General features: G+C 64.0%; 26 protein-coding genes. 15 read left to right on the top strand and 11 right to left on the bottom strand.

Annotation, left to right across the window (positions count from 1 at the left end; translation table 11 throughout):
* Window positions 1-40: 40 nt before the first annotated feature.
* From HYH07_RS08790 to HYH07_RS08745, 10 genes are all read left to right on the top strand, one after another.
* Window positions 41-883, top strand: coding sequence for an urease accessory protein UreD (locus HYH07_RS08790; RefSeq protein ID WP_220002127.1), 843 nt, complete (start codon window positions 41-43; stop codon window positions 881-883).
* 40 nt (window positions 884-923) lie between these two features.
* Window positions 924-1,226 (top strand): urease subunit gamma, encoded by a 303-nt coding sequence (locus tag HYH07_RS08785; RefSeq protein ID WP_007605424.1) that lies wholly within the window; start codon window positions 924-926, stop codon window positions 1,224-1,226.
* 146 nt (window positions 1,227-1,372) lie between these two features.
* The gene (locus HYH07_RS08780) at window positions 1,373-1,678 is read left to right on the top strand and encodes an urease subunit beta (protein ID WP_220002126.1); all 306 of its coding nucleotides are present in this window, start codon (window positions 1,373-1,375) and stop codon (window positions 1,676-1,678) included.
* Between the two features lie 3 nt (window positions 1,679-1,681).
* Window positions 1,682-2,221: an HD domain-containing protein gene (locus HYH07_RS08775; RefSeq protein WP_220002125.1), complete on the top strand. Its 540-nt coding sequence runs from the start codon at window positions 1,682-1,684 to the stop codon at window positions 2,219-2,221.
* Window positions 2,222-2,258: 37 nt separating this feature from the next.
* Window positions 2,259-3,974: an urease subunit alpha gene (gene ureC / locus HYH07_RS08770; protein ID WP_220002124.1), complete on the top strand. Its 1,716-nt coding sequence runs from the start codon at window positions 2,259-2,261 to the stop codon at window positions 3,972-3,974.
* A 125-nt stretch (window positions 3,975-4,099) separates the two neighbouring features.
* Complete coding sequence (locus HYH07_RS08765) at window positions 4,100-4,399, top strand: putative quinol monooxygenase (RefSeq protein ID WP_057759418.1); 300 nt, start codon at window positions 4,100-4,102, stop codon at window positions 4,397-4,399.
* Window positions 4,400-4,405: 6 nt separating this feature from the next.
* Window positions 4,406-5,041 carry an urease accessory protein UreE gene (ureE, locus tag HYH07_RS08760; RefSeq protein WP_220002123.1) on the top strand — a complete coding sequence of 212 codons (636 nt, stop codon included), beginning with the start codon at window positions 4,406-4,408 and terminating at the stop codon, window positions 5,039-5,041.
* Window positions 5,022-5,750 carry an urease accessory protein UreF gene (locus HYH07_RS08755; RefSeq protein WP_220002263.1) on the top strand — a complete coding sequence of 243 codons (729 nt, stop codon included), beginning with the start codon at window positions 5,022-5,024 and terminating at the stop codon, window positions 5,748-5,750. Before ureE ends, HYH07_RS08755 begins: the two co-directional genes overlap by 20 nt.
* A gap of 172 nt (window positions 5,751-5,922) precedes the next feature.
* Window positions 5,923-6,546 carry an urease accessory protein UreG gene (gene ureG, locus HYH07_RS08750; RefSeq protein WP_128949754.1) on the top strand — a complete coding sequence of 208 codons (624 nt, stop codon included), beginning with the start codon at window positions 5,923-5,925 and terminating at the stop codon, window positions 6,544-6,546.
* A 314-nt stretch (window positions 6,547-6,860) separates the two neighbouring features.
* Complete coding sequence (locus tag HYH07_RS08745; protein ID WP_220002122.1) at window positions 6,861-8,519, top strand: HWE histidine kinase domain-containing protein; 1,659 nt, start codon at window positions 6,861-6,863, stop codon at window positions 8,517-8,519.
* A gap of 27 nt (window positions 8,520-8,546) precedes the next feature.
* On the opposite strand, the gene HYH07_RS08740 is transcribed toward HYH07_RS08745, so the two are convergent.
* The 6 genes from HYH07_RS08740 to HYH07_RS08715 all read right to left on the bottom strand — a co-directional run bounded on the left by HYH07_RS08740 (window position 8,547) and on the right by HYH07_RS08715 (window position 13,108).
* Window positions 8,547-8,906, bottom strand: a complete 360-nt coding sequence (locus HYH07_RS08740; RefSeq protein WP_220002121.1) for a RidA family protein — start codon at window positions 8,904-8,906, stop codon at window positions 8,547-8,549.
* 58 nt (window positions 8,907-8,964) lie between these two features.
* A complete protein-coding gene (locus tag HYH07_RS08735; RefSeq protein ID WP_220002120.1) occupies window positions 8,965-9,573 on the bottom strand; it encodes a TetR/AcrR family transcriptional regulator in 609 nt (202 codons plus the stop codon).
* Between the two features lie 103 nt (window positions 9,574-9,676).
* Window positions 9,677-10,819 carry an OpgC domain-containing protein gene (locus HYH07_RS08730; protein ID WP_220002119.1) on the bottom strand — a complete coding sequence of 381 codons (1,143 nt, stop codon included), beginning with the start codon at window positions 10,817-10,819 and terminating at the stop codon, window positions 9,677-9,679.
* A gap of 187 nt (window positions 10,820-11,006) precedes the next feature.
* On the bottom strand, window positions 11,007-11,459 hold the full coding sequence (locus tag HYH07_RS08725) for a hypothetical protein (RefSeq protein ID WP_220002118.1): 453 nt from the start codon (window positions 11,457-11,459) through the stop codon (window positions 11,007-11,009).
* An 88-nt stretch (window positions 11,460-11,547) separates the two neighbouring features.
* Window positions 11,548-11,919 (bottom strand): YqjD family protein, encoded by a 372-nt coding sequence (locus HYH07_RS08720; protein ID WP_057759400.1) that lies wholly within the window; start codon window positions 11,917-11,919, stop codon window positions 11,548-11,550.
* A 76-nt stretch (window positions 11,920-11,995) separates the two neighbouring features.
* Window positions 11,996-13,108 (bottom strand): AI-2E family transporter, encoded by a 1,113-nt coding sequence (locus HYH07_RS08715; RefSeq protein WP_220002117.1) that lies wholly within the window; start codon window positions 13,106-13,108, stop codon window positions 11,996-11,998.
* A 207-nt stretch (window positions 13,109-13,315) separates the two neighbouring features.
* On the opposite strand from HYH07_RS08715, the gene HYH07_RS08710 reads away from it, so the two are divergent.
* Complete coding sequence (locus HYH07_RS08710; protein WP_220002116.1) at window positions 13,316-14,086, top strand: L,D-transpeptidase; 771 nt, start codon at window positions 13,316-13,318, stop codon at window positions 14,084-14,086.
* A gap of 18 nt (window positions 14,087-14,104) precedes the next feature.
* Window positions 14,105-14,758, top strand: coding sequence for a DUF2865 domain-containing protein (locus HYH07_RS08705; RefSeq protein ID WP_220002115.1), 654 nt, complete (start codon window positions 14,105-14,107; stop codon window positions 14,756-14,758).
* A gap of 7 nt (window positions 14,759-14,765) precedes the next feature.
* Here the strand turns inward: HYH07_RS08705 and HYH07_RS08700 are convergent, their stop codons facing one another.
* The gene (locus tag HYH07_RS08700) at window positions 14,766-16,859 is read right to left on the bottom strand and encodes a methyl-accepting chemotaxis protein (protein ID WP_220002114.1); all 2,094 of its coding nucleotides are present in this window, start codon (window positions 16,857-16,859) and stop codon (window positions 14,766-14,768) included.
* Between the two features lie 284 nt (window positions 16,860-17,143).
* On the opposite strand from HYH07_RS08700, the gene HYH07_RS08695 reads away from it, so the two are divergent.
* Window positions 17,144-17,299, top strand: coding sequence for a Thivi_2564 family membrane protein (locus HYH07_RS08695; RefSeq protein ID WP_008546817.1), 156 nt, complete (start codon window positions 17,144-17,146; stop codon window positions 17,297-17,299).
* Between the two features lie 68 nt (window positions 17,300-17,367).
* Here the strand turns inward: HYH07_RS08695 and HYH07_RS08690 are convergent, their stop codons facing one another.
* The 4 genes from HYH07_RS08690 to cysD form a co-directional block, all read right to left on the bottom strand.
* Window positions 17,368-17,568, bottom strand: a complete 201-nt coding sequence (locus HYH07_RS08690; protein WP_220002113.1) for a CsbD family protein — start codon at window positions 17,566-17,568, stop codon at window positions 17,368-17,370.
* Between the two features lie 74 nt (window positions 17,569-17,642).
* Entirely contained in the window at window positions 17,643-19,808 is a 2,166-nt protein-coding gene (locus tag HYH07_RS08685; RefSeq protein ID WP_220002112.1) for a malate synthase G, read from the bottom strand.
* A gap of 408 nt (window positions 19,809-20,216) precedes the next feature.
* Window positions 20,217-22,133 carry an adenylyl-sulfate kinase gene (gene cysC / locus HYH07_RS08680; RefSeq protein WP_220002111.1) on the bottom strand — a complete coding sequence of 639 codons (1,917 nt, stop codon included), beginning with the start codon at window positions 22,131-22,133 and terminating at the stop codon, window positions 20,217-20,219.
* A gap of 20 nt (window positions 22,134-22,153) precedes the next feature.
* Window positions 22,154-22,948: a sulfate adenylyltransferase subunit CysD gene (gene cysD / locus HYH07_RS08675; RefSeq protein WP_057759901.1), complete on the bottom strand. Its 795-nt coding sequence runs from the start codon at window positions 22,946-22,948 to the stop codon at window positions 22,154-22,156.
* Window positions 22,949-23,184: 236 nt separating this feature from the next.
* Here cysD and cysG point away from each other — a divergent pair, with 236 nt between their 5' ends.
* Both cysG and HYH07_RS08665 read left to right on the top strand, forming a co-directional pair.
* Complete coding sequence (gene cysG / locus HYH07_RS08670) at window positions 23,185-24,609, top strand: siroheme synthase CysG (protein WP_220002110.1); 1,425 nt, start codon at window positions 23,185-23,187, stop codon at window positions 24,607-24,609.
* The gene (locus HYH07_RS08665) at window positions 24,606-24,923 is read left to right on the top strand and encodes a DUF2849 domain-containing protein (protein ID WP_057759385.1); all 318 of its coding nucleotides are present in this window, start codon (window positions 24,606-24,608) and stop codon (window positions 24,921-24,923) included. Before cysG ends, HYH07_RS08665 begins: the two co-directional genes overlap by 4 nt.
* Window positions 24,924-24,930: the final 7 nt, after the last annotated feature.

Below are 24,930 nucleotides of genomic sequence, written 5' to 3'. Positions count from 1 at the left end.
AGGCTAGAGAAATCCTGCCGCGGCCGGCTGGGGGAGACGGATGCGCAGCGACGCCTTGGTCACATCTTTGGCGACATCTTCGGTGTTCGAAGCCAATCGCGCCCGTGGTGCCGTGCGCTTCGACGTGCACGCCCGTGACGGCGTGACGCGGCGGGGCGCCTTGCATGAATCCGGCTCGCTCCGGGTGCGCTTTCCCTCGCCGGAGGATGACGGCCTGTCCGGCGTGTTCGTCAACACGGCCGGCGGCGTCGCCGGCGGCGACCGCTTCGATGTCGAGATCTCGGCCGCTGAGACTGCGCGTCTGACGCTGACCACGGCAGCCGCGGAAAAGGTCTACCGCACGCCGGGGGCGGCAGCGCAGCTCAACATTTCCCTGAAGGTTGGCGCCGGCGCGCATCTCGGCTGGCTGCCGCAGGAGACAATCCTGTTCGACCGCGCGCGGGTCCATCGCCGCTTCGACATCGAGCTCGACGATGCCGCCTCCCTGCTGCTTTGTGAAATTGTCGTATTCGGCCGCACCGCCATGGGCGAGCGAATGGAGCAGGGCGAATTTGTCGACCGCTGGCGGCTCTCCCGTGGCGGCAGGCTGGTCTTTGCGGAGACCGTCAGGCTCGACGGCGATATCGGTGCGAAGCTCGCGCGACCGGCGGTCGCGAAGGGCGCTGCCGCGATCGGCACGGCGCTGATCGTGCCGGGCGACGAGGCATTGGTCGAACGCCTCCGCGAGAGGTCGGATTCTTTCGCCGGAGAGGTCGGGATTTCAGCCTGGAATGGCTTTGCAATGGCGCGGTTCTGTGCCCAAGATGCGGCGCGTTTGCGTGCCGACATGATGGCCGTGCTGGCGCGCACCGGTGCGGCCTTGCCGCGACTCTGGCTGAATTGACGGCCGGCTGAATTGAAGTGTTGAACCGAAGAGATTTCGCATGAACCTGTCTCCCCGCGAAAAGGACAAGCTTCTGATCTCGATGGCCGCCATCGTGGCGCGCCGCAGGCTAGATCGCGGCGTCAAGCTCAACCATCCCGAGGCGATCGCGATCATCTCCGATTTCATCCTCGAGGGCGCGCGCGACGGCCGCACCGTCGCCGAGCTGATGCAGTCGGGCGCGCAGGTGCTCACCCGCGACCAGGTGATGCCTGGCATCCCCGAGATGATCCACGACATTCAGGTCGAGGCGACGTTCCCCGACGGCACCAAGCTCGTCACCGTGCACGAACCGATCCGCTAGACACACGCGTCATTCCGGCGCGCCCGACTTGTCCGCCGAAGCTCGAAGAGCGAAGGTGGAAGGGCGGCCCGGAATCCAGAGATTGTTGATCGAGATTCCGGGTTCAGCCCTGCGGGCTGCCCCGGAATGACCGAGAAAGGCACAACATGATCCCCGGCGAACTCTTCATCCAGGACGGCGAGATCGAGCTCAATGCCGGCCGCAAGACCGTGACACTGACGGTCGCCAATACCGGCGACCGCCCGATCCAGGTCGGCTCGCACTATCATTTCTTCGAGACCAACCCGGCGCTGAAATTCGACCGCAAGAAGTCCCGCGGCATGCGCCTCGACATCGCCGCCGGCACCGCCGTCCGCTTCGAGCCCGGCCAGACCCGCGAGGTCCAGCTCGTGGCGCTGGCGGGCAAGAAGACGATCTACGGTTTTCGCGGCGACGTGATGGGGAAGCTGTGAGGCATGCTGCCTGCCATCCGCCTTATCTCCGAAGCTGCTGAACTGGCCGCGCGCCGGCACAACGGCATGGCGCGCAAGGGTCGGGGGAAGGAGCCCTACATCAATCATCTCGCGGAGGTCGCGAACCTGCTGGCAACGGCGAGCGATGGCGCCGATGCCGAGCTCGTTGCTGCCGGCTGGCTGCACGATACGATCGAGGACACCGAGACCACGCGCGAGGAGCTGGCGCAAAAATTCTCCAAGCGTGTCGCCGGGCTCGTCGCCGAGTGCACCGACGACATGAACCTGTCGAAGGCCGAGCGGCGGCGGAAGCAGATCGAGGACGCTCCGCACAAATCTCCCGGCGCAAAGCTGATCAAGATCGCCGACAAGATCAGCAATATCGGGGCGCGCATTCACTCCGATCCGACCGCGGAAGAGCGCGACGATCTCGCCGATTACACCGGCTGGGCCGAGCAGGTCGTCGCCGGCTGCCGTGGCGGCAACGCCTGGCTCGAGACGACATTCGACCACATGGTGCGAAAGGCGAGGGCTTCGCTGTGAGCACTGACCAAGAATTCAAACGCAAACGGGGCTTGTGATGTCCGTCAAGATGAAGCGTTCCGTCTACGCCGACATGTTCGGCCCGACCACCGGTGACAAGGTGCGGCTGGCCGACACCGATCTCATCATCGAGGTCGAGAAGGATTTCACCACCTATGGCGAGGAGGTGAAGTTCGGCGGCGGCAAGGTGATCCGTGACGGCATGGGCCAATCGCAGGTGACGAACAAGCAGGGCGCGGCCGATACCGTCATCACCAATGCGCTGATCGTCGATCACTGGGGCATCGTGAAGGCCGACGTCGCCATCAAGGACGGCATGATCTCGGCGATCGGCAAGGCCGGCAATCCCGACATCCAGCCGGGCGTCACCATCATCATCGGCCCGGGCACGGACGTGATCGCGGGCGAAGGCAAGATCCTCACCGCAGGCGGCTTCGACAGCCACATCCATTTCATCTGCCCGCAGCAGATCGAGCACGCGCTGATGAGTGGCGTCACCTCGATGCTGGGCGGTGGTACCGGTCCGTCGCACGGCACCTTCGCTACGACCTGCACACCCGGCCCCTGGCATATCGCGCGGATGATCCAGTCGTTCGACGCCTTTCCGGTCAATCTCGGCATATCAGGCAAGGGCAACGCCTCGCGGCCCGCTGCTCTGGTCGAGATGGTCAAGGCCGGCGCCTGCGCACTAAAACTGCACGAGGATTGGGGCACGACGCCGGCCGCGATCGACAACTGCTTGTCCGTCGCCGACGATTACGACGTCCAGGTCATGCTGCATTCCGACACGCTGAACGAGTCAGGCTTCGTCGAGGACACCATCAAGGCCTTCAAGGGCCGCACCATTCACGCCTTCCACACCGAAGGCGCCGGCGGCGGCCACGCGCCTGACATCATCAAGGTCGCAGGGCTCAAGAACGTGCTGCCGTCCTCGACCAACCCGACGCGGCCCTTCACCCGCAACACCATCGACGAGCATCTGGACATGCTGATGGTGTGTCACCACCTCGATCCCTCGATTGCGGAGGATCTCGCGTTCGCCGAAAGCCGCATCCGCAAGGAGACCATCGCGGCCGAAGACATTCTGCACGACCTCGGCGCGCTCTCCATGATGTCCTCGGACTCCCAGGCGATGGGTCGCCTCGGTGAGGTCATCATCCGTACCTGGCAGACCGCCGACAAGATGAAGAAGCAGCGCGGGTCGCTGCCGCAGGACAAGGGCAAGGACAACGACAATTTCCGTGTCAAGCGCTACATCGCCAAATACACCATCAACCCCGCGATCGCGCATGGCGTGTCGAAGCTGATCGGCTCGGTGGAGAAGGGCAAGCTCGCCGATCTCGTGCTGTGGTCGCCGGCCTTCTTCGGCGTCAAGCCTGATTGCATCGTCAAGGGCGGCACCATCGTTGCAGCTCCGATGGGTGATCCCAACGCCTCGATCCCGACGCCGCAGCCTGTGCACTATCAGCCGATGTTCGGCGCCTTCGGCAAGGCCCGTACGGCGTCCTCGGTGGTCTTCACTTCCAAGGCTGCCGTCACCGGCGGGCTCGCCCGCAAGCTCGGCATCGAGAAGAAGCTCTATGCGGTCCAGAACACCCGCAGCAGGATCTCCAAGAAGAGCATGATCCACAACGACGCCACGCCCAATATTGAGGTCGATCCGGAGACCTACGAGGTGCGCGCCGACGGCGAGTTGCTGACCTGTCCGCCCGCCGAGGTGCTGCCGATGGCACAGCGATATTTCATGTACTGAAATAGCGCCTCAACGCATGTCCCCGGCACATCCGGGGACGGCTTTTCCGGTTTTGCGTTCGATCCCGGCTGGTCTAATGTCTCGCCCGGTATCTAACCAGAGAAGAAAAGCCGGGAGGATTTCTCGTGATCTACGTCGTCGCCACCTTGACCATCAAGCCCGAAACGCGTGCCGAGTTCATCGCAGCCGCCACCGCCTGCATCAAGGAGACGCGGAAGGAGCCCGGCAATATCGCCTACGATCTGCACGAGAGCGTGACCGATCCCACCAAGATGGTGTTCGTCGAGCAGTGGGAGAACATGGAGGCGCTGGGGCCACATCGTGCCGCCGAGCACATGAAGACGTTCGGCCGGGTCGCGGTAAAGTGCTTCACGGCGCCGCCGAAGATCGAATATATCACGCCCGAGAAGGTCGAGACGAGGTAACGGCGAATGATCCGGGCGACGCAGGTTAAGGGGCAGCACCGCTTCACGGAAACGCCGGCGGATACGGTCGTGCTCGATTTCGACGATCGGCACCGCCGCCGCATGGCGATGACAGGGACGCGAGGCCTCGAATTCCTGCTCGACCTGGAAAACGCCGTTGCGCTGCGCGGCGGCGACGCGCTGGTGCTGGAGGACGGAAGGCTCGTCGAAGTGGTGGCAGCGCCCGAGCCGCTGCTCGAGATCCGCGGCCGCGATCCGCACCACCTCATTCGTGTGGCCTGGCATCTCGGCAACCGCCATCTGCCGACGCAGCTCATGACCAAAGCCTTGCGCATTCGCCGCGATCACGTCATTGAAGCCATGGTGAAGGGGCTTGGCGCGAAGGTGGTCGAGATCGAGGCGCCGTTCGATCCTGAGGGTGGGGCCTACGCCGATGCCGGTCATGCGCATGGCCACGATGATCACGGCCATCACGATCATGCACATCATGATCACGGTCACCATGATCATCATCACGGCCATGATCATCATCATGATCATGCCGCGCATGACCATGGGCATGATCACGACCATCACCATGACGAACATTGCGACCATCCCGACCATCATCACGGCCACAAGCATGCTCATGACCACAAATGAGCCTGACGGTGCCGGCGACCTCGCCGAACGCGAGGCGGCGGCGCTGTACCGGCTGATGACGTGGCTGTCGCCGGCATTTCCCGTCGGCGGCTTCTCCTATTCCAGCGGCATCGAATGGGCAGTTGAGGCCGGCGATATCACAGACATCTCGTCGCTCGCCAATTGGCTCGATGCCATGCTTAGTGACGGCTCCGGCGCTTGTGACGCGACGTTTCTCGTTCATGCTTACCGTGCCGCCGAGGCGGGCGAAGATGCTGCTCTGAGTGACGTCGCCGAGCTCGCCGCCGCCTTCGTGCCGTCGCGCGAGCGGCAGCTCGAAACCATCTCGCAAGGCCGCGCCTTCATCGACATCTCGCGCGCGGCGTGGAATGCGGACGGCCTGGATGCCATGGTCGCGGCATGCCGCACGCCACTAGTCTATCCCGTTGCGGTCGGCGTTGTCGCCGCGCTGCACGGCGTGCCCCTGGCAGCGACGCTGCACGCCTTCCTGCATGCGCTGGTCTCGAACTGGATTTCCGCGGCGAGCCGGCTGATTCCGCTCGGTCAGACCGACAGCCAGCGCGTGCTGGTGAGGCTGGAAACTGCCGTCGCTGCGACCGCGAGCCGCGCGCTGAGCGCGACACTGGACGATCTCGGCAGCGCGACCTTTCGCGCCGATCTCGCCAGCCTGCGCCACGAGACGCAATATACGCGGCTGTTTCGGTCATGAGCGAGCGGCATCCTCCGCCGTCGTCCTGGCGAAAGACGACCCATTACCCCAAATGTGTGTGGTGATGCAGGGATGCGGCTCCAGCTTGCCGCAACAATGGAATACGGTGGTAATGGGTCCTGGCTCCCGTGCGCAATTGCGCACTAGGCCAGGACGACGATAGGATATATCTATGTCGAAATCTCACGGCCCTTTGCGCGTCGGCGTCGGCGGTCCCGTCGGATCGGGCAAGACCGCGCTGATGGACCTGCTCTGCAAGACCATGCGCGAGCGTTACGACATCGCAGCGATCACAAATGACATCTACACCAAATGGGATGCGGAATTCCTTGTGCGCTCGGGTTCGCTGACGCCGGATCGCATCGCCGGCGTCGAGACGGGTGGCTGTCCGCACACTGCGATCCGTGAGGACGCCTCGATGAACCTTGCGGCGGTCGCCGACATGCGCGCGAAATTTCCCGGGCTCGATCTCGTGCTGATCGAATCCGGCGGCGACAATCTCGCTGCCACCTTTTCCCCGGAGCTTGCCGACCTCACCATCTACGTGATCGACGTTGCCGCCGGCGACAAGATCCCCTCCAAGGGTGGCCCGGGCATCACCCGTTCCGACCTGCTGGTCATCAACAAGATCGACCTCGCTCCTCATGTCGGTGCGTCCCTGGAGAAGATGAACACGGATGCCAAACGCATGCGCGGCGAGCGCCCCTTTGTCATGACCAATCTCAAAAAGAGCGACGGGCTCGACCGCATCGTCAGCTTCATCGAGACCAAAGGTGGTCTTAAACGAGCGGATTGAAGCGGACGGGCTAACGGGCCGCGGCGCCGCGGCGCAGGCCTTTCCCGCCGTTAACGCCTAAGGCAAAACGCAGCCAACGGAACAAATTTCGGGCACGGCGATTATCTACCTCCGGTGCCCGGGGCAAAGCCGCAAATGGTCAGACGATCGGCCGGGCGGATTAAGCTTTTTGGGCGACCCAAGTTGCGTACAGATGCCTCCTCCGTCATTATCCTTGCCACTGGGGTCCACCCTGTTTCGGCACATGGCCGTTCGAGCGGCGTTCATATGCTCCGTGTTTATTGCCGACCTTCTTCCTTCGCCTGAGTAGTCGCGTGGTCCGGCTGGGTTTCATCATCGGCTTCATCGCTCTGCTCGGAGCCTTGCTCTCGGGGCTTGCGGCCTATCGTGTCCACGATCAGGAGCTGGCGCTGGACCGGATCGCGCTGGCGCGCGCGATCGACGTTCATGCGAGCCTGGTCCAGGACCGTTCGACCGAGCGTGAGCTGCTGGCGCGTGTCGCCTCAGGCCTGTTCCGGGCGCCATCGGTGCTGAAGCCCAACATGCTGGAGCCGCTGCGCTCGGCGATCTACGCCTTCAAGACCGACTTCGTGGTGGCCGGCTGGGTTGCCCGGCTTCGCCCGAGCGAGCTCGCCGCGGCGCAGGCCGCCATTGCCGCCGCCGGCTTCCCGAAGCCGCAGATCCGTGGTTTCAACGACAAGCCAATCGATCCGGCAAGCGTAACGCAGCCGATAGATGTGCTGATGGACCTCGAGCCGCGCAGCGACGAGACCAAGACGCTGCCAGGCCGAAGCTATGATGACGACCCGGTTCGCAGTGCGATGCTGACCCGGGCCAGGGTCGAGAAACGATCGGTTGCCTCCGATCCGATACCGTTGTTGCGTGAGAACGGACCGATCGGCGTCATCGTGGCGGCCCCCGTCATTCCCGAAGGCGCGACCGATCCGGCCGGCTTCGTCACGTTTTCCTACGAGCTGGCCTCGCTGATGCTGACCAATGACGACCTGTCGTTGTTCTCGGTCGCGCTGAAGGATCCGCGCAAGGAGGGCAGCGAGCTCGTTGCCAGCGACCAGGGCGTCGTCTCGACCCGCATGACGTCGCCGGACGGGCCGGCACCGTCGGCGACGCGCACCATCAGCTTCGGCGGCCGCGACTGGCAGCTCGGCTATTACGCCAAGACCAATTCGGCGCGGCGCGCCGAGCAGACCGCGATCATCGTGGCGGCGATCGGCTTTGCCATCACCGCGATGGTGTGCGGCCTGTTCGGTTACGTCGCCTACAACAACTTAAGGCTAAGCCGCGAGATCCAGGTGCGGATCGGCTTCGAGCGGCGGCTGACGGCCGTCATCGACGAGCTGAATCATCGCGTGAAGAACATTCTCGCGGTGATCCAGTCGATCGTGACGCGCACGCTGCGCCATGGCTCCGACATCGACGTTGCGCGCGAGCTCTTGATCGGCCGCATCCACGCCATGTCCAACGTGGTCTCGCTGCTCAGCGAGAGCCAATGGCAGGGCGTCAAGCTGAAGGGCCTGTTCGAGGCGCGCGCGATTCCGCACGCTGACCGCATCGCCGTCAGCGGTCCTGATATCGCCGTCAGCGCGCGCGCCGCGCAAAGCCTGTCGCTGCTGTTCTTCGAGCTCGCCTCGCATTCGGATGAAGGCCTGTCGCTGGTCGGCAAGCATCCACACATCACCGCGAACTGGACGGTGACGGGTGATGAGCCCGAGACTGTGTTTCATTTCCGCTGGGAGGAGTTCAACACCAGCGAGGCGACGCGTCGCCCGGATTCGGATTTCGGCCTGATCCTGCTCGACCGCGTCGCCCCCGAAGCGCTCGGCGGCAACGCCAAGCGCTACTTCACCGACGTCTCTTATGTCTACGAGCTGACGGCTCCGATGGAGACGGTCGTCGACATGACCGAGCGCGACCGTACGGACAAGATTTCCGCGCCGGTGCGCCCGGCGAAGTAGGCGCGACGCAGGCTTGTCGCCCGCGCTTCAGGCCGCGCTCACGCGAGCCGCGATGGCGGTCATCTCGAGCTTGACGCCGGGGCCGAGATCGGCCACGCCGACGGCGGCACGCGCCGGCAAATGAGCTCCCGCAAAATGCGCTTTCCAGGCCGCGTTGAATGCAGCCTTCTCGCTGAGATCAGTCATGAAGATGGTCACCTGCAGGACGTTCGCCATGTCGGATCCGAGAGTCTCGAGCAGACGCGACAGCTGCCCGAGCACATCATTGGCCTGACCCGACATGTCCTGGCTCGTGTCCTCGGGGACGATTCCGCCGATGTAGAGAACGCCTGCATGCTCGACCACTTCGTGGAGCAGTCCTTCGTAGGGCAGGATGCGCTTGACCATGATGGGAACGATGCTCCTGTGGGGGATGTGAGATTGAGCCGTATCCTGTGCGCCAGCTTTAGCCCTTCGGCCGCAAGACCAGGTCAACCAGCGACCGCGCATAGGCCGGCGTGATTGGCGCGATGCCGAAGACGTAGCGGTAGAACAGGCTGCCATAGATGGCGTCGTAGAGATCTTCGGCCGGCGCTTGCGCCAGAATGCTGCCGTCGCGCTGGCCGGCCGCGATCATCTCCACCAGCGCGTCGCGGCGGAATTGCAGATAGCGGGCATAGAACAGCTCGGCCGAGCCAGTCTTGGAGATGCATTCGGAGATCACGGCAAGCTGCACCTTGCCGAACTCGCCCTGCAGGGCTTCGGCATAGGCCACGGCATGGCGGCGGGCGCGCACGGCGGGCGTGCCCGCGCTCGCCGGCGGCAGCGGCAGCATTTGGGCGGCGTGATGGAGAAAGGCGTCGATCAGCAGCGCCTCCCGCGACGGCCACCATTTGTAGATGGTCATCTTGGAGACGTTGGAGTGGCGTGCCACCGCGTCGATCGTGGTCGCGGCAAGGCCGGTCGCAGCCATCAGCGCATAGGCGCTTTCGAGGATGGCGTTGGTGGTCTCGATGGATCGCGGCCGGCCGCGCCGGGGTGCACCCTCGGCCGCATCGCTCGTGTGTTTCGCCATGACCAAGCCGGTCTCTCCTTGCGCAGAGGCCGCCATTGCCACAGGGCCACCTCATTCCGCATAGCGCAGCGGAGGTTCCCGGCCTAGCAAAATCGCACGATAATCAGGCCCGTTGCCGCAAGGCCGCCGGCTCGTCCTGGCGCTTCGACCAGGAAATATAATAGGCGACCGCCGTCATCACGGCGAAACCGGCCAGGCTCACCCCGATCTGCATCACGACCAGATTGGCGCCGGTGATCAGGATGAGATGGCCGGCGAAAGACAGGAAGACGCCGATGCAGAATATGGCAAGCCATTCCTCGCCGCATTTGATGACCATCTGGAGCGACTTCCATTGCAGCCCCGGATGGTCAGACGGGATGAGATAGGTCGCAAGGAACGCGAGCGCGAGGAAATGGAGCACGCGATAGGGCGCCAGATTTTCCTTGTCGGTCGGCGAGATGGCGTTGAGCACGATGTCAGGCAAATAAGTAGAGAGCGTCGGCGAATGGCGCATCAAGGTGATGGCCATCGCGAACACGAGATAGGCGCCGGCGAGCACGCGTAGCCACGAGAGCCTGTGAAGCTTGTGTCCTGACGCGCCAGTGACGGCGAACCAGCCGCCGAGCACCATCAGCATCTGCCAGCACAGCGGGTTGAATGTCCATTCCAGGTCAGGATAGGCGTGAAACGCCCAGCCAAACCGGCGTGCAGCCAGATAGAGTGCGACAGAAGCCGCCAGAGTCACGTTCGGACGCCGCAGCAGGCCCCACAAGGCAAGCGGAAAGAATGCCATCAGCGGAATCATCAGCTGCAGAAGGTCGAGATTGAGCGGCTCTTCCTGGAGCACCAATCCCTGGACCAGGATGCGCAACGGGTGCTCGAGAATCCCCGAGATGTTGTACTCGCTGATGATCTCCGGCGCCATCGATTGCGAGGCGACGTAAGCGATGGCGTCGATGTAGATCACGAACAGCACCACATAGGCGGCATAGAGCCGCCAGACGCGGCGAAAGATGCGTGTTGCGGCGACGACATAGCCGCGCTCCAGCGCCATCCTGCCGTGGATGATGGCAACGCCATAGCCGACCACGAACACGAACAGGTCGGCGGCGCCGCTGAAGCCGAAGTTGCGCAGCGTCAGCAGATTGACGACATTGTTCGGAATGTGGTCGACGAACACCGACCAGTTGGCAATGCCGAGCGTCAAATAGAGCCTGGCGTCGTGTTGGAATGCGGCGAGGTTCGCCTTGACGGACGGCTTCATTGCTAATTATTTCATTTGGAATCAGGGCGATGCTTTTAACGGCAACCGTCTGCCTATCCGAGTAGCGATTACGTGAAGCCACAAGGATTTTCCGCGACTGGCGAAATATTGCGCAGAGGCGGCGCGTCGAGTCGCCGCGACCCTTCCTGCTCGGTTGTCGGCGCAACTTTCTTAGCGCGACTCGGTCCTATTCGGCGGGCTCGGCCGGTGCCTCGTCGGGGACGCCGATGCGGCTTGCCATGATGCCAAGCGCAACGCCCCCGATCGCCAGGATCGGTAGCAGCCGTTTGACCCCGATGGCGCGGACGATCTGCAGGCCTGTGGCGATCAGCATGGGATCGGCGAGCATGCTCGGAGCGGCCTTCGCGGCGCGCTCGGCCGCGATACGGGCGCGTGTCCGGATTTCCCGTTTGTAGCCCCAATAGCTTCCCGCGGCAGCGAGCGTCAGCAGGAAGAAGATGCCGGCGCCGGCAAGGCAGGCCTGAACCGGGCCGTATTTGTCGAGGACCGAGATGAAGGCCGCGGCGCAGAGGAAGCATGTGGTGATGAACAGCGCGAGCGCCGCACCTGCCGCCAGCGAGGTCAATCGTACGGTCGTGCCCGTCGATGCGCTGATGCCGTCGATGATACGCTGAAACACAGCCTTGCTCCTCGGATCCCCACCAGCCAATTCACGACCTGCCGGTCACGGCAGCGACGGCCGTCGTGACCTCACTATTCATCGCGCCTCAGCGGCGCCAGGCAAAGCCGATCAGGAAGCCGATGCCGAGCGCGACGCCGACGGTCGCGAGCGGCCGCTGCGTAATCGCCTCTTCCAGCGTCTCCTCGATCGAGCCATAGGCATCCTGCGCCGCGTCCATCATCGCGCTGCCGCGCTCCGAGACATCGTCGAGCGTCGAATCCATGTTGTCGCGCGCCTGCTTGTAGCCGCGCCGGGCCTGCTTGCCCGTGGCGTTGGCAAAGGTGTTGAGGGCGTCGGTGATCTGATCGGTGAGGGCGGCGATATCGCTTTTCACGGCTGCTACATCCTTCTCGAGGCGTTCTGCGGTGGCTTTGTCGATCCAGTCTCTCGTCCCGGCTTCGCCATTGGTCATTGACATCAAAGGGCTCCAAAGCTGTCGGCGGAGATAGCCGGAAAACGCGTCGTCTTCGGGGAAGTTCCGTTTGCGGCGGCCTTCACTCCGGCGGGAGCTGGGGTGCGTCCTCCGGCAACAGATGCTCCTTCAGGATCAACCCGACGATCAGCAGCGGAGATGACAGGAAGGCGCCCATCGGTCCCCACAGCCAGGTCCAGAAGGCGAGGGCGATGAAGACCGCCAGCGCATTCAGTGCCAGCCTGCGGCCGATGATGGTCGGCGTGACGAAGTGCCCTTCCAGGAAGGTGATACCGCCGAAGGCGATCGCCGCAGCCAGGCCGCCGCCGATGGTCGGGAACGCCAGGACACCGACGATGGCCAATATGGCGAACATTGCAACCGGACCGATGATGGGAATGAAGTTGAGCGCAGCCGCAAGCGCACCAAGCCCGGCCGGATTTGGCATCCTGGTGACCGCGCACACGATGCCTGTCGCGACGCCGACGCCGATATTGATCACGGTCACGGTCAGCAGGTAGTTGCCGAGATGGACCTCGATCTCGTTGAGGATTCGCAAGGTGCGCAGCCGCGCGTCGCGCTCACCAAATGTCATGATCAAGGCGCGCCGCAAATCTCCCCAGCTCGCGATGAACAGGATCAGGGTGGCGAAGAACAGCAGGAATTCGGCGAAAGTCGGCGACAGGAATTCCAGCGTCGGCTGCACCCATTCGAATTTGGGAAGCTGGAAGCTTGGCAGTCCCTCCGAGCCGCCGACCATGGCTTGCAGCTCACTCCAGAGCGCCAGCGGCCGGTCGAAGACATGCAGCTTGCCTTTCAGCTGCGCTCCCAGCTCCGGCAAGCGCGAGCTCCATTCCATGGCGGGTGCGGCGATCAGTGCGACCAGGAAGGCGACCATCGCGGTGACCGCAATCACGATGAGGACGGCGCCGATGGCGCGCGGCACGCGCCGCCTTTCCAGGAAGGTGGCGGCCGGCGACAGCATGGTGCCGGCGACCATGGCCATCACGACAGGCAGGAAGAACGCCTTGGCGATATAGAGCACGGCGACGACGGCGATCAAAAGCAGGCCGGCGAGCGCAAAGGCGACGAACTCGGTCCGGCGGATCACCGGCGGCAGCTCGATATGGCTGTCAGGAAGCGGAGAACCCTCGTCGTTGCCGGAGATCAGACGTTCACTGGGAAGGACGCGCACAATCTCTCTCCCCGCACGGAAGCCTCCGCGCGCCCATTGCTCACAGGAAAACGCGCGCCAGGTGCCGAGGTTCCGTCGCGGCTTCGTGAAGTTGAGCTCGCTTGACTGTGACGCATCTGCCGCAAAGGGCGGCGGAACTTGAGTCGGCGCTCCCGCGTTTATCGGCCAGAAGCATCACCCAGATGCACACATCCAACGGGGCAGCACATGACAAAGTTTTCCGTCGTCCGCCGCAGCTTCTCGCCGCGCGTCGTTGCCGCTTGTGCCTTCGCGACAGCCTTGCTGACCGTGCCGTCCGCGGCTCGGGCGCAGACGTCAGGCTATGCGCCAATGCAGGCGCAGGTCTATCCCCAGGGCCAGATTCGTTCGCAGGGCTATGCCAGCGAGGCGCCCGAGGCCACCGACGAGGATGCAGTGCTGCCCGACCGGCTGCGCCGGCAAATCGTGAGCTTCGACCGCAATGAGCCCGCCGGCACCATCGTCATCGATACCGCCGACACTTATCTCTATTACGTGCTCGGCAACGGGCGCGCGATCCGCTACGGCGTCGGCGTCGGCCGCGAGGGATTCACCTGGTCGGGCGTGCAGAGCATCAGCCGCAAGGCCGAATGGCCGGATTGGCATCCGCCGGCGGAGATGATCGCGCGCCAGCCCTATCTGCCGCGCTTCGTTGCCGGCGGTCCGGGCAATCCGCTCGGTGCGCGCGCGATGTATCTCGGCTCCAGCGAATATCGCATCCACGGCACCAACGATCCAACCACGATCGGCAAGTTCGTCTCGTCCGGCTGCATCCGCCTCACCAACGCGGATGTCACCGACCTGTTCAACCGCGTCAACGTCGGCACAAAAGTCGTGGTGCTGCCGAAGAATGCGCCGTTGATGGCGCGCGGCGGTGATCCCGTCCGCAAGCGGCCGGCAGTGACGACGCTACCCTCCGGGCGCCAGGCGCTGAACGTCTCGGCGCCGTCGGTGGATTGACGAGTTGAGTGAGGTTACATGATGAGACGTTCGATCAGCAAGCTCGCTGGGGGCGCCGCCGCGTTCGTCACGGTTGCTTCGCTTGGCCTTGCGCTCGCGCCAGCGGCGCATGCGGAGGACTTCTTCTCGGCGCTGTTCGGGGGCTTCCGCATGCGGCCGCCGCCGGAGATTCGCGTGCCGTTCCCGAACGACGATATGCCGCGCTATGACGCGCCGCGCCAGCGCGCGTCCTATGGTGGCGGCACGGCCTATTGCGTGCGCGGCTGCGATGGCCGCTATTTCCCGGCGCAAGGCAATGATGCGGAGAGCAAGACGCAATCATGCAAGAGCTTTTGCCCGGCGTCGGAGACCTCGCTGGTCTATGGCAGCAGCATCGACGAGGCCACCACGGACAGGGGCAAATCCTATTCCGATCTGCCCAATGCTTTCCGCTACCGCAACGAGGTTGTCGCGGGCTGTACCTGCAACGGTAAGGACCCTGTCGGGCTTGCCCAGGTCAAGATCGAGGACGACCCAACCCTGCGCAAGGGCGACATCGTTGCGGGCAATCACGGCCTTGTCATCGCCAACCGCAACGCCGACGACCGCCGCGGCGTCGCGATGAATTTCTCGCCTCTGCCGGAGTCCGTGCGCGCAAAATTCCGCCAGCTTCCGGTGGTGGCGAAGGAGTAGAACAACCCTACGCCGCCCGGATCTTGCCCAGGAAATCGCTGACCTGATCGCCGAGCCGTCGGCTCTGGGTCTCCAGCAATTCGGAGGCCTGCTTGACGTTGTCAGCCGCACCGGCCGCGGTGTCGGCGTCGGCCTTCACGCCGGAGATGTTGTCGGAGACGTTCTTGGTGCCCTGCGCGGCATATTGGGTGCTGCGCGTGATCTCCTGCGTCGCCGCGCCCTGCTCCTGCACGGCGGCCGCGATCGCGGTGGCGACCTCGTTGACCTCGCCGATGATGCCGCCGATCGCCTGGATCGCGTTGACGGCATCCCCCGCAACCTTCTGGATGTCGGCGATCTGCTCGGAGATCTCGTCCGTCGCCTTCGCGGTCTGGCTCGCCAGCGATTTCACCTCGGAGGCGACGACCGCAAAGCCGCGGCCGGCCTCGCCGGCGCGCGCGGCCTCGATGGTGGCGTTGAGCGCCAGCAGGTTGGTCTGCGCCGCGATGGTGTTGATCAGGCCGACGACCTCGCCGATGCGGCTTGCCGATCGGGCAAGTCCCTGCACCGTGCCGTCGGTCTGCTGCGCCTGAGACACGGCCCGGCTGGCGATGCCTGCGGCATGCGCTGCCTGTTGGCTGATGTCGTTGATGGAGCAACTCAGCTCCTCCGAAGCAGCCGCGACACTGTCGACGCTCAGCGAGGCATCTCCCGAAGCCTTGTCGGCGAAACGAACGCGATCATTGGTCTGCCGCGACACTGCGGAGAGATCGGATGAGGTTTTTCGCATCTGGTCGGAGGCTTCACTGAGCTCATCGAGTGCCTTGCGCACGAGCCCTTCGAATTCGCCGATGTGGCTCTCCATGGCACGCTGACGGGTCGCTGCCGCGGCGTTGCGCTCGCGTTCCTTGGCTTCGATCTCCAGCTTGTCGGTGGCCTGCTGCTTGAATGTCTCCAGTGCACCGGCCAGCGCGCCGATCTCATCCATCCTGTCTTCGTATCCCGTCTCGACCGAAAGATCGCCGCCCGCGACCTTCAACATGGCGTCGCGCATGTCATGCAACGGCTTGATGACACGGCGGCTCACAGCCAGCATCGGACCGACGGCGAGGCAGATCGCAAGGAGCACCAGCACCAGCTGCAGGATCAGTGCCTGCAGCGCGGAAGCGCGCTGAGCGGAAATGTGCTCGCGGGCCCCGTCTAGCGCAGCCTCGGCCACGCCGACTGCGGCACCCAGCCGCGCGACGCTGAGCGGGCTCCATTCATTGGCCACCATCTCGGGCTTTTCGCCCGCTGCCAGCGCATTCATCAGGCGATCGCGCAGGTCCACATATTGCGGATCGAAATAAGCGCTCTTGTTCTTGGCAATCGCGTCCGAGAGCGCCGGCGGCAATTGCATGCCGCCGATTGAGACCTCGAGCCCCTTCCAGGCGGCCTCGACACCCCCGACGAGCTTGACGTAGGACAGTCGTGCCTCCGGAGTGACCCTTCCGGCGCCGAGACCGTTGGAAACGAGAATCGAAGCGTCACCCGCCGTGTTTCGCAGCAGCCAGGCCGCCTGCTTGATGATCAGAAACTGATCGACGGCCGCGTCCTGGTGGTTGATGGAGGCGGCGAGAATTCCGGATACCTTGTCGAGCAATGCGACCAGTGCGGTTTCCGTATCCATGTATTCCTTGCCGAGAGCGACGCGGCGCGACGCCTTGGGCTTCGCGATCTCCTGCCAAAATTCCTTTTGCATAGCTCCGAGCGCGCCGAACAGCCGGTCGAACTCCGAGAGCAGCGCCGGCTTCTCGGTAAAGTCGATGCTGCCGAGCAGACCGCGTGCACGGGCCATTGCCGGCATCTCCACATCGTGCAGGTCACGCAGATATTTTTCGATCGCCGGATCCAGCGATTGATCGTTGTGGAGCACCCGGTTCGACGTGGAGCGATCGGCCCGCATCCGGTCCATCGCCTTGAACATGTCGGCGGATGCGTCAGCGATGACGGCGATGCGGTTGGCAATCTGGAGGCGCTGCCAGGAATCCCAGGCGATCAGCGAGGCCCCGACGACCACGCAGCATGAGGTGGTCAGGATCACGCTTCTCAGCAGTGCAGATACCGTCAAGCGGTTCAGCATGGCGCCCCAGCAGTGAAGAACTCCACCGCGCCCCTGGCTTCAATCGGGGGCGCGCAGAGCGGGCATTTGCGCGGCGCTCGGCGGCAGTCTCCGGGCATTTGGCCACAAAAGCGTAAAGACTTGGTCGCGACCGCAGGATTACAGCCGCTCGCAGGTCACTTTTGCTGTATGGCGCGCACCTTTCAGCCGAAAAGCACGGTCGAACGCATGGGTTTCCGGCATGGAACCCGATGCGAAGCCTCGACGTTAGATCTCGTTAACAACTGGCCTGAAGGGGGCTTGCAATGCTGGTCGGCGTCCTCGTTACATTCCTCGTCGTCATCCTCGTGCTTTATCTCATCAACATGCTGCCGATGGACGGGCGCGCCAAACAGATCGCGCGTGTCATCGTCATCATCATCGGCATCGTGTCGCTGCTGAAATATCTCGCGGTGTTCTAGCCGGCTGCGACCCTTTAAAAAGAAAAGCCCCGGCAGCAGCCGGGGCTTCCTTCGCGTGTGACCGCCGCTTAGTGCAATGACTTGAGCCAGTCGTCGACATCTTGCCGGACCTGGTCCTTGGCGATGCCATAGCGCTGCTGGAGTCGGCCCTCGAGCTGTTCGCGACGTCCCTCTATCACGTTGAGGTCGTCGTCAGTGAGCTTGCCCCATTTCTCCTTGGCGGAACCCTTGAACTGCTTCCAGTTTCCTTCGATGCGATTCCAGTCCATGACCATCTCCCATGGGTTGATGGCCGTACAACTCGATCGGCGCGCGGCCGTTCCCGGCCGCGCGGTGCGGCGATTTAACCGGCCGCCTTGGCCTCGCGGCGGCGGGCGGTGAGGATGTACTCCGTATAGCCGTTCGGCTGCTCGCGCCCCTTGAAGATGAGGTCGCAGGCGGCCTTGAAGGCGACGCCATCGAAGGCGGGCGCCATCGGCTTGTAGATCGGATCGCCCGCGTTCTGCTTGTCGACGACGACGGCCATGCGCTTCAGCGATTCCATCACCTGCGCCTCGGTGATGACGCCCTGGTGCAACCAGTTGGCGAGATGCTGGCTGGAGATGCGCAAGGTCGCGCGGTCTTCCATCAGGCCGACATCGTGAATGTCGGGCACCTTGGAGCAGCCGACGCCCTGGTCGATCCAGCGCACGACGTAGCCCAGAATGCCCTGGCAGTTGTTGTCGATCTCCTGCTTGACGTCATCGGGCGCCCAGTTCGACTTGGAGACCGGAATGGTGAGAATGTCCGAGAGCTTTGCGCGCGGGCCGCCCTTGGTCAGCTCCTGCTGCCGCGCGATGACGTTGACCTGGTGGTAGTGCAGCGCGTGCAGGGTCGCGGCGGTCGGCGAGGGCACCCACGCCGTGGTGGCGCCGGCCTGCGGATGGCCAAGCTTCTGCGCCAGCATGTCTGCCATCTTGTCGGGCGCGGCCCACATGCCCTTGCCGATCTGGGCATGGCCGGGCAGGCCACAGGTCAGGCCCATGTCGACGTTCCAATCCTCATAGGCCTTGATCCAGGCCTGCGCCTTCATCTCGTTCTTGCGGATCATCGGACCCGCTTCCATCGAGGTGTGAATCTCGTCGCCGGTGCGGTCGAGGAAGCCGGTGTTGATGAACATGATGCGCTTGGAGGCGCGCTGGATGCAGGCCTTGAGGTTGACGGTGGTGCGCCGCTCCTCATCCATGATGCCGACCTTGAGCGTGTTCTCGGGCAGCGACAACATCTTCTCGACGCGGTCGAATATCTCGCAAGTGAACGAAACCTCGTCCGGGCCGTGCATCTTCGGCTTGACGATATAGGCCGAGCCCGTGCGGCTGTTCTTGACCTTGGAGTTGCCTTTCAGATCATGAATGGCAAGAAGCCCGGAGACGGCGGCATCGAGCAGGCCTTCCGGCACTTCTTCGCCGTTCTCGTCCAGCACCGCGTCGGTGAACATGTGGTGACCGCAATTGCGCATCAGGAGCAGGCTGCGGCCATGCAGCTTCACCTCGCCCTTGCCGTCAGGTGTCTTGTAGCTGCGATCGGCGTTGAGCGAACGCGTCAGCGTCTTGCCACCCTTCTCGAAATCGGCGGACAGTGTGCCATTCATCAGGCCGAGCGTGTTGCGGTAGACCAGCACCTTGTCTTCGGCATCGACCGCCGCGACCGAGTCTTCCATGTCGAGAATGGTGGAGACTGCGGCCTCCATGATCATGTCGGCAACACCGGCCGGATCGTCCTTGCCGATCGCGCTGCCACGGTTGATCGTCACCTCGACATGCAGGCCGTTGTTGACGAGCAGGACGGCGGAAGGCGCCGCTGCATCGCCCTGGAAGCCGGCGAATTGCGCGGCGTTCTTCAACGCGGTGGCGTTGCCGCTCTTGAGCTTCACCGCGAGCTGGCCGGCGACGACGCTATAGGCGGTGACGTCGGTGTGGCTGCCGGTTGCGAGCGGGACGGCGGTATCGAGGAACGCCTTGGCCTTGGCGATCACCTTGTCGCCGCGCGCCTTGTTGTAACCCTTGCCGGTTTCGGACGGATCGTGCGGGATCGCGTCGGTGCCGTAGAAGGCGTCATAGAGCGAGCCCCAGCGCGCATTCGCCGCGTTCAGCGCGTAGCGCGCATTGGTGAGCGGCACCACCAGCTGCGGGCCGCAGATCTTGCCGATCTCCTCGTCCACATTGACGGTCTCGACCTTCTGCGTCGCCGGCTCGGGAACGAGATAGCCGATCTCCTTGAGGAAAGCGGTGTAGGCGTCGAGGTCGAACGCCTTGCCCTTGTTGGCGCGGTGCCAGTCGTCGATCTTGGCCTGGAGCTGATCACGAAAGGCCAGCAGCGAGCGGTTCTTCGGCCCCAATTCCTTGATGAGCGCGGCCACCCCGGCCCAGAACGCATCCGGCGCGATCCCCGTTTTCGGGGCGGCTTCCTTGGCGATGAAATCGAAAAGGACGGGGGCGATCTTCAATCCGTGGGCGTCGACGCGTTTCATGATGGGCTTTCTTGTTGGAAATGGCTGTTTTTGGCTGCTTTTGACCCGGCAGCAGCAAAATGCGCCCACAGGGGGCAGCTTTCGAGACCTATTAGCCTCAAAATCGGGGCGGTGAGAAGACCCCAAGCGGCTTGTCAAAATGTCAAGGAGAGGTGGGGGAGCACAGGTCTATCCCCCGAAAATTGAACATATGTTGCCGCGATCACCAATTGATCACCGTCACCCTGAGGTGGCCGCTCTTGAGCGGCCCTCGAAGGGCGACGGCCCGACTGGTGGCTACATCGGGCCGTAAATCGTTCGAGGCTCCCCATGCGCCGCTCTGCGCCGCACGGCTCGTGCCTCAGGATGACGGGACTATTGGCTTTGTCTTGGCCAAGACGACACGGTGACGTAGTGCGAAGTCGCCCCTCAAATATTCGCAGCGAGGTCCACGACTTCGTCGAACAGCACGCCTGATGATTTCAGCATCTGCTCGATCTCATCCGTGGCATCCGCAACCGTCCGCTTCGACGTGTCGATCACGAGCTCAGCGGCTTGCGGCGCCTCGTAGTCGTTGCCGATGCCTGTAAAGGAGGCCAGCGCACCTGCGCGGGCCTTCTTGTAGTGGCCCTTGGGGTCACGCTCTTCGCACACTTGCGCCGGTGTCGCGACATGGATTTCGCGGAACGCGATGTCGGCGATGCGGCGGGCGGTGGCACGGTCCTCGCGCGACGGGGAGACGGCGGCGACGATCGCGATATGGCCATTGCGCGCAAGATGCGTCGCGACCTCGGCAAGCCGGCGGATGTTCTCACTGCGATCAGCGGCGGAAAAACCGAGATCGCCGTTGAGCCCGGCGCGCAGCGTGTCGCCGTCGAGCAGGATGGGCGAGCCGCCATTGGTGAACAAACGCCGCTCCAGTGCTTTTGCCAGCGTCGACTTGCCGGAGGCCGGCAGACCCGTAAGCCAGACCACTGCGCCGTTGTGACGATAGCGCGCCGAGCGCTCGTCGGGACGCAGCGCCGATTCCACCGGCACGATATCGACGGGCACGGCGCGCTGGCCGGCATCGACCGACAGCACCAGGCCACCGCCGGCGATGCGCCCCGCGACTTCGATCACGAGACGGCCGGTGCGCGAATTCTCGGTGTAGGGATCGGTTGCGATCGGATTGGACAGAGAAATGTCGATCTCGCCGACATGGTTGCGGCCGATCGCCTTGTTCTCGCTGCTCGAGAGCTCGCCCGGATCGACCGCCTTCTCGATGGCAACGACCGTGGCGCGGCTTTCCTTCGGCCCGCAGCGCACCAGGAGCTGATCGCCCTTGGCAAGGGGCTTGTCGTGCAGCCAGAAGATGCGAGCGCGAAGCCGCCGCGTCTCGCGCGGGGCGGCGCTCGCATGCGCGATGATATCGCCGCGCTCGACGAACAATTCGCGGTCGAGCGTGATGCCGACCGAGCGGCCCGCCCCCTGGCGGCTGCCGACCGGCGTCACCGGCCAGCTCTCGACCGACTTGATCCTGGCGATCTTGCCGGCCGGCATGATCACGATTTCGTCGCCTGCGATGAGGCTGCCGGATTCGATGCGGCCTGCCACGATGCGGCGATCATCGAACTTGTAGATCGCCTGCACCGGCAGCCGCAGCGCCAACGCTTCCAGCGGCCGCGCCGGCTCCAGCCGATCCAGCGCCTCGACCACGGTCGGACCCTTGTACCAGCCGATGCGGCCGGTGCGCTCTGCAACGCCGTCGCCGTCGCGCGCGGAGATCGGGATCACCGCCGTCGGCGTCACGCCGAGGCCGTTGAGATGCGCGGAAATCTCGTCGCTGATCTCCTTGAAGCGATCAGCGGAGAAGTCGACGCGGTCCATCTTGTTGACGACGACTGCGACCTGCTTCACGCCGAGCAGGTGCAGGAGATAGCCGTGACGGCGGGTCTGGTCGCGCACGCCTTCGAGCGCATCGATGATCAGCACCGCGCCGTCGGCCTGCGAGGCGCCGGTGATCATGTTGCGCAGGAATTCGGCATGGCCGGGCGCGTCGATCAGCACGATGTCGCGCGAATTGGTGCGGAAGCGGATTTGCGTGGTGTCGATGGTGATGCCCTGGTCGCGCTCGGTCTGGAGCGCGTCAAGCAGGAACGACCATTCGAACGGCATGCCGCGCCGCGCGCTGACGGCTTTGAGCATTTCGAGCTTGCCGTCGGGCAGGCTGCCCGTCTCATGCAGGAGGCGGCCGACCAGCGTCGACTTGCCATGGTCGACATGGCCGACGATGACGATACGCACCTGAGGACGCGTGGTGCCGTTCGGCGTGGCGGGTGAGGTGGGGGTGACGAGCATGTTCATGACCGCGAGGCGTCCTTGAATCAGAGATAGCCGGCGACGCGCAGGCGCTCGAAGGCGTCCTCGGTCTCGTGGTCGAGCGCGCGGCCTGCGCGCTCCGGCACCTTGGTCTGTTCGAGCTCGGCCAGGATCTCGTCGATGTTCGACGCCGACGATGCGACCGGATTGGTGATGTCCTGATCGCCCAGCGAGCGATAGCGCTTGCCGTCCTTGGCGAGATAGAGCGGGATGATCGGGATGTTCTCGCGCTTGGTGTAGGCCCAGATGTCGGCCTCGGTCCAATGCAGGATCGGATGGATGCGCAAATGCGCGCCCTGCGGGGGCGAGGCGTTGAAATGGTCCCAGAACTCCGGCGGCTGGTCGCGGACGTCCCAATTGCCTTCGAGGCCGCGCGGCGAGAACACGCGCTCCTTGGCGCGGGTGGCTTCCTCGTCGCGGCGAATGCCGGCGATCAGGCCGTCAAAGCCGTATTTGGCCAGCGCCATCTTGAGACCTTCGGTCTTGCGCGCGGCGGAACGGGCGGCGGGCGGCAGCGTTGGGTCGACGGCATCGATGGGCGGGCAAGGCTCGACGCGCAGATCGAGTTCCCACTCCTTTCCGTAGTGATCGCGGAAGCGATACATCTCCGGAAACTTCTTGCCGGTGTCGACATGCAGCGCCGGGAACGGGACGCGGCCGAAGAACGCCTTCCGCGCCAGCCAGATCATCACGTTGGAATCCTTGCCGAGCGACCACAGCAGGGCGATCTTTTTCAGACGCGCAAACGCCTCGCGGAAAATGTAGATGCTCTGGGCTTCGAGCTGGTCGAGATGGTCCATGCTCGGGGCGGTCTGCTCGACCGGAATTTGCTCGGAAACGGAAGCTGCGAAGCTCAGCCCATCTGTGCCGGAATCGGTCTTGAGAAGATGCATCTCTGCCACTTTGCGTTTGGAGGCGAATTTTCTATAGTTGCGGTGCGGAAGAGAAGAAAAAAATTTCTCTTTGCACGCTCGAAATGACACATATATAGAAAATAATTCCAGTCAACCCCGGATGTAGGGGAAGCGAGTATCGCATGCGGTTCTTGCCGGTGTTCCTCGATCTCAAGGCCGGTCCGGTGGTCCTCATCGGCGCGGGTGAGCTTTTGCGCGCAAAATTGCGCGTGCTCGCCGCTGCCGGCGCGCGCATCCGTGTGTACGCGCTCGACGGCGATCAGGACCTGGGTCTGAGCTTTGACGATACCGCGCGTATCGAGATCGCGACGGGCGATCCGCTCGCATCTGATCTTGCCGGTGTCATTGCGGTCGTCTGCGCCGGCGCGGGCGATATTGGCGTGGCAATGTCGGCGCGGGCAAAATCGCTTGGTCTGCCCGTCAACGTCATGGACGATCTCGAACATTCCAGCTTCATCTTCCCGGCCATCGTCGATCGCGGCGATGTCGTGGTCGCAGTCGGCACCGGCGGCACCTCGCCGGTGGTGGCGCGGCGCCTGCGCGAGAAGATCGAGGTGCTGCTGCCGGCGCGGATCGGCGAGCTCGCCGAGTTCGTCGGCGGCTTCCGCAAATCCATCAACGAGCGCATTGCCGAATTTCCGTTGCGCCGCCGCTTCTGGGAGCGCGTGATCGACGGTCCGATCGGCGCAGCCGTGCTGGCTGGCCGCAAGGGCGAGGCGGATGCGACGTTGCGCGCAATTTCCGATCCGTCCGATTTTGCGCGCGCCGACAAGCCGGAAGGCTCTGTTGCGCTGGTCGGCGCCGGCCCTGGCGATCCTGACCTTCTCACCATCAAGGCGCTGCGCGCATTGCAGGATGCCGACATCGTCTTCCATGACGAGCTGGTCCCGGGGGAGATTCTCGATCGCATTCGTCGCGATACCACGCGCGTTGCGGTCGGTCGTCGCGTCGGCAAGCCCGGCATCGGCCAGGGAGCCATCAACAAGCGCATGATCGAAGCTGCGCGAGCCGGTCAGCGCGTGGTGCGACTGAAGGGTGGTGATCCCTTGGTATTCGGCCGCGGCGGCGAAGAGGTGGAGGCGCTGCGCGCGGCGGGTGTTGCCTATTCGATCATTCCCGGCATTACCGCCGGGCTCGGCGGCGCTGCCGATTTCGAGGTGCCGCTCACTTACCGTCATGAAGCCACCCGCATCACCTTCCTCACGGCGCACAAGGCGCGCGATGCAGAGACCGTCGATTGGTCGACGCTGACCGACACCAAAATGACCGTCGTTGTTTACATGGGCATGACCGCGGCACCTGCCGTGCGCGCGGGCCTGTTCGCCGCCGGCCGCTCGCCGGAGACGCCGGTGGGCGTGTTTGCCCGTGTCACGCGTCCGGACGCGCAAGGCGCGATCGGCATGCTGCGCGACCTGCCTGAGCTGGTGCGGCAGACCCATGGCGGTCCCGCCATCCTCATCATCGGCGACGTGATCCGGCATGCCGGCTCGCTTCGTCGTCAAACCCCAAAGCAAATCATCTCTGACCTATTGGATGCAGCCGAATGACCTCCCCGCTTGAACAGAAGAAGATCAAAATCGCCGGCCCCTCGGTTGTGACCGCCAACCGGACCTGGGACGGCATCGTGGTCTACCGCACTGCCGCCAAGAGCTGGTCCGCAGACCTCTCGGAAGCCGCGATCGTGCGCAACTCCGACGAGGCGAAAACGCTGCTTGCTGAATCCGTGGCTGATGACGTCGGGGCCGTGGGAGCCTATATCGCCCCGGTGCAGGTCGGCGCAGACGGCAAGATCGAACCCGGCAATCTGCGCGAACAGATCCGCCGCACCGGCGTGACCATCGGTCAGTCGGCCCAGGCTTAAGGCATTC

The sequence above is a fragment of the Bradyrhizobium sp. BR 10261 genome, assembly GCF_019455395.1.
Taxonomy (GTDB): domain Bacteria; phylum Pseudomonadota; class Alphaproteobacteria; order Rhizobiales; family Xanthobacteraceae; genus Bradyrhizobium; species Bradyrhizobium manausense.
Note: the sequence above shows the minus strand (reverse complement) of the source record. Positions and strands in the feature narration are given on the sequence as shown.

Bases quoted from the DNA above. Each gene is read 5' to 3' on its own strand.
- HYH07_RS08690 (WP_220002113.1), bottom strand. From the start codon at position 17,568: ATGGACTGGAATCGCATCGAAGGAAACTGGAAGCAGTTCAAGGGTTCC.
- HYH07_RS08790 (WP_220002127.1), top strand. From the start codon at position 41: ATGCGCAGCGACGCCTTGGTCACATCTTTGGCGACATCTTCGGTGTTC.
- ureE (WP_220002123.1), top strand. From the start codon at position 4,406: ATGATCCGGGCGACGCAGGTTAAGGGGCAGCACCGCTTCACGGAAACG.
- HYH07_RS08755 (WP_220002263.1), top strand. From the start codon at position 5,022: ATGCTCATGACCACAAATGAGCCTGACGGTGCCGGCGACCTCGCCGAA.
- cysC (WP_220002111.1), bottom strand. From the start codon at position 22,133: ATGAACATGCTCGTCACCCCCACCTCACCCGCCACGCCGAACGGCACC.
- HYH07_RS08775 (WP_220002125.1), top strand. From the start codon at position 1,682: ATGCTGCCTGCCATCCGCCTTATCTCCGAAGCTGCTGAACTGGCCGCG.
- HYH07_RS08740 (WP_220002121.1), bottom strand. From the start codon at position 8,906: ATGGTCAAGCGCATCCTGCCCTACGAAGGACTGCTCCACGAAGTGGTC.
- HYH07_RS08685 (WP_220002112.1), bottom strand. From the start codon at position 19,808: ATGAAACGCGTCGACGCCCACGGATTGAAGATCGCCCCCGTCCTTTTC.
- HYH07_RS08700 (WP_220002114.1), bottom strand. From the start codon at position 16,859: ATGCTGAACCGCTTGACGGTATCTGCACTGCTGAGAAGCGTGATCCTG.
- HYH07_RS08710 (WP_220002116.1), top strand. From the start codon at position 13,316: ATGACAAAGTTTTCCGTCGTCCGCCGCAGCTTCTCGCCGCGCGTCGTT.
- HYH07_RS08695 (WP_008546817.1), top strand. From the start codon at position 17,144: ATGCTGGTCGGCGTCCTCGTTACATTCCTCGTCGTCATCCTCGTGCTT.
- HYH07_RS08720 (WP_057759400.1), bottom strand. From the start codon at position 11,919: ATGTCAATGACCAATGGCGAAGCCGGGACGAGAGACTGGATCGACAAA.
- HYH07_RS08730 (WP_220002119.1), bottom strand. From the start codon at position 10,819: ATGAAGCCGTCCGTCAAGGCGAACCTCGCCGCATTCCAACACGACGCC.
- ureG (WP_128949754.1), top strand. From the start codon at position 5,923: ATGTCGAAATCTCACGGCCCTTTGCGCGTCGGCGTCGGCGGTCCCGTC.
- HYH07_RS08705 (WP_220002115.1), top strand. From the start codon at position 14,105: ATGATGAGACGTTCGATCAGCAAGCTCGCTGGGGGCGCCGCCGCGTTC.
- HYH07_RS08785 (WP_007605424.1), top strand. From the start codon at position 924: ATGAACCTGTCTCCCCGCGAAAAGGACAAGCTTCTGATCTCGATGGCC.
- cysG (WP_220002110.1), top strand. From the start codon at position 23,185: ATGCGGTTCTTGCCGGTGTTCCTCGATCTCAAGGCCGGTCCGGTGGTC.
- cysD (WP_057759901.1), bottom strand. From the start codon at position 22,948: ATGGACCATCTCGACCAGCTCGAAGCCCAGAGCATCTACATTTTCCGC.
- HYH07_RS08665 (WP_057759385.1), top strand. From the start codon at position 24,606: ATGACCTCCCCGCTTGAACAGAAGAAGATCAAAATCGCCGGCCCCTCG.
- HYH07_RS08735 (WP_220002120.1), bottom strand. From the start codon at position 9,573: ATGGCGAAACACACGAGCGATGCGGCCGAGGGTGCACCCCGGCGCGGC.
- HYH07_RS08780 (WP_220002126.1), top strand. From the start codon at position 1,373: ATGATCCCCGGCGAACTCTTCATCCAGGACGGCGAGATCGAGCTCAAT.
- ureC (WP_220002124.1), top strand. From the start codon at position 2,259: ATGTCCGTCAAGATGAAGCGTTCCGTCTACGCCGACATGTTCGGCCCG.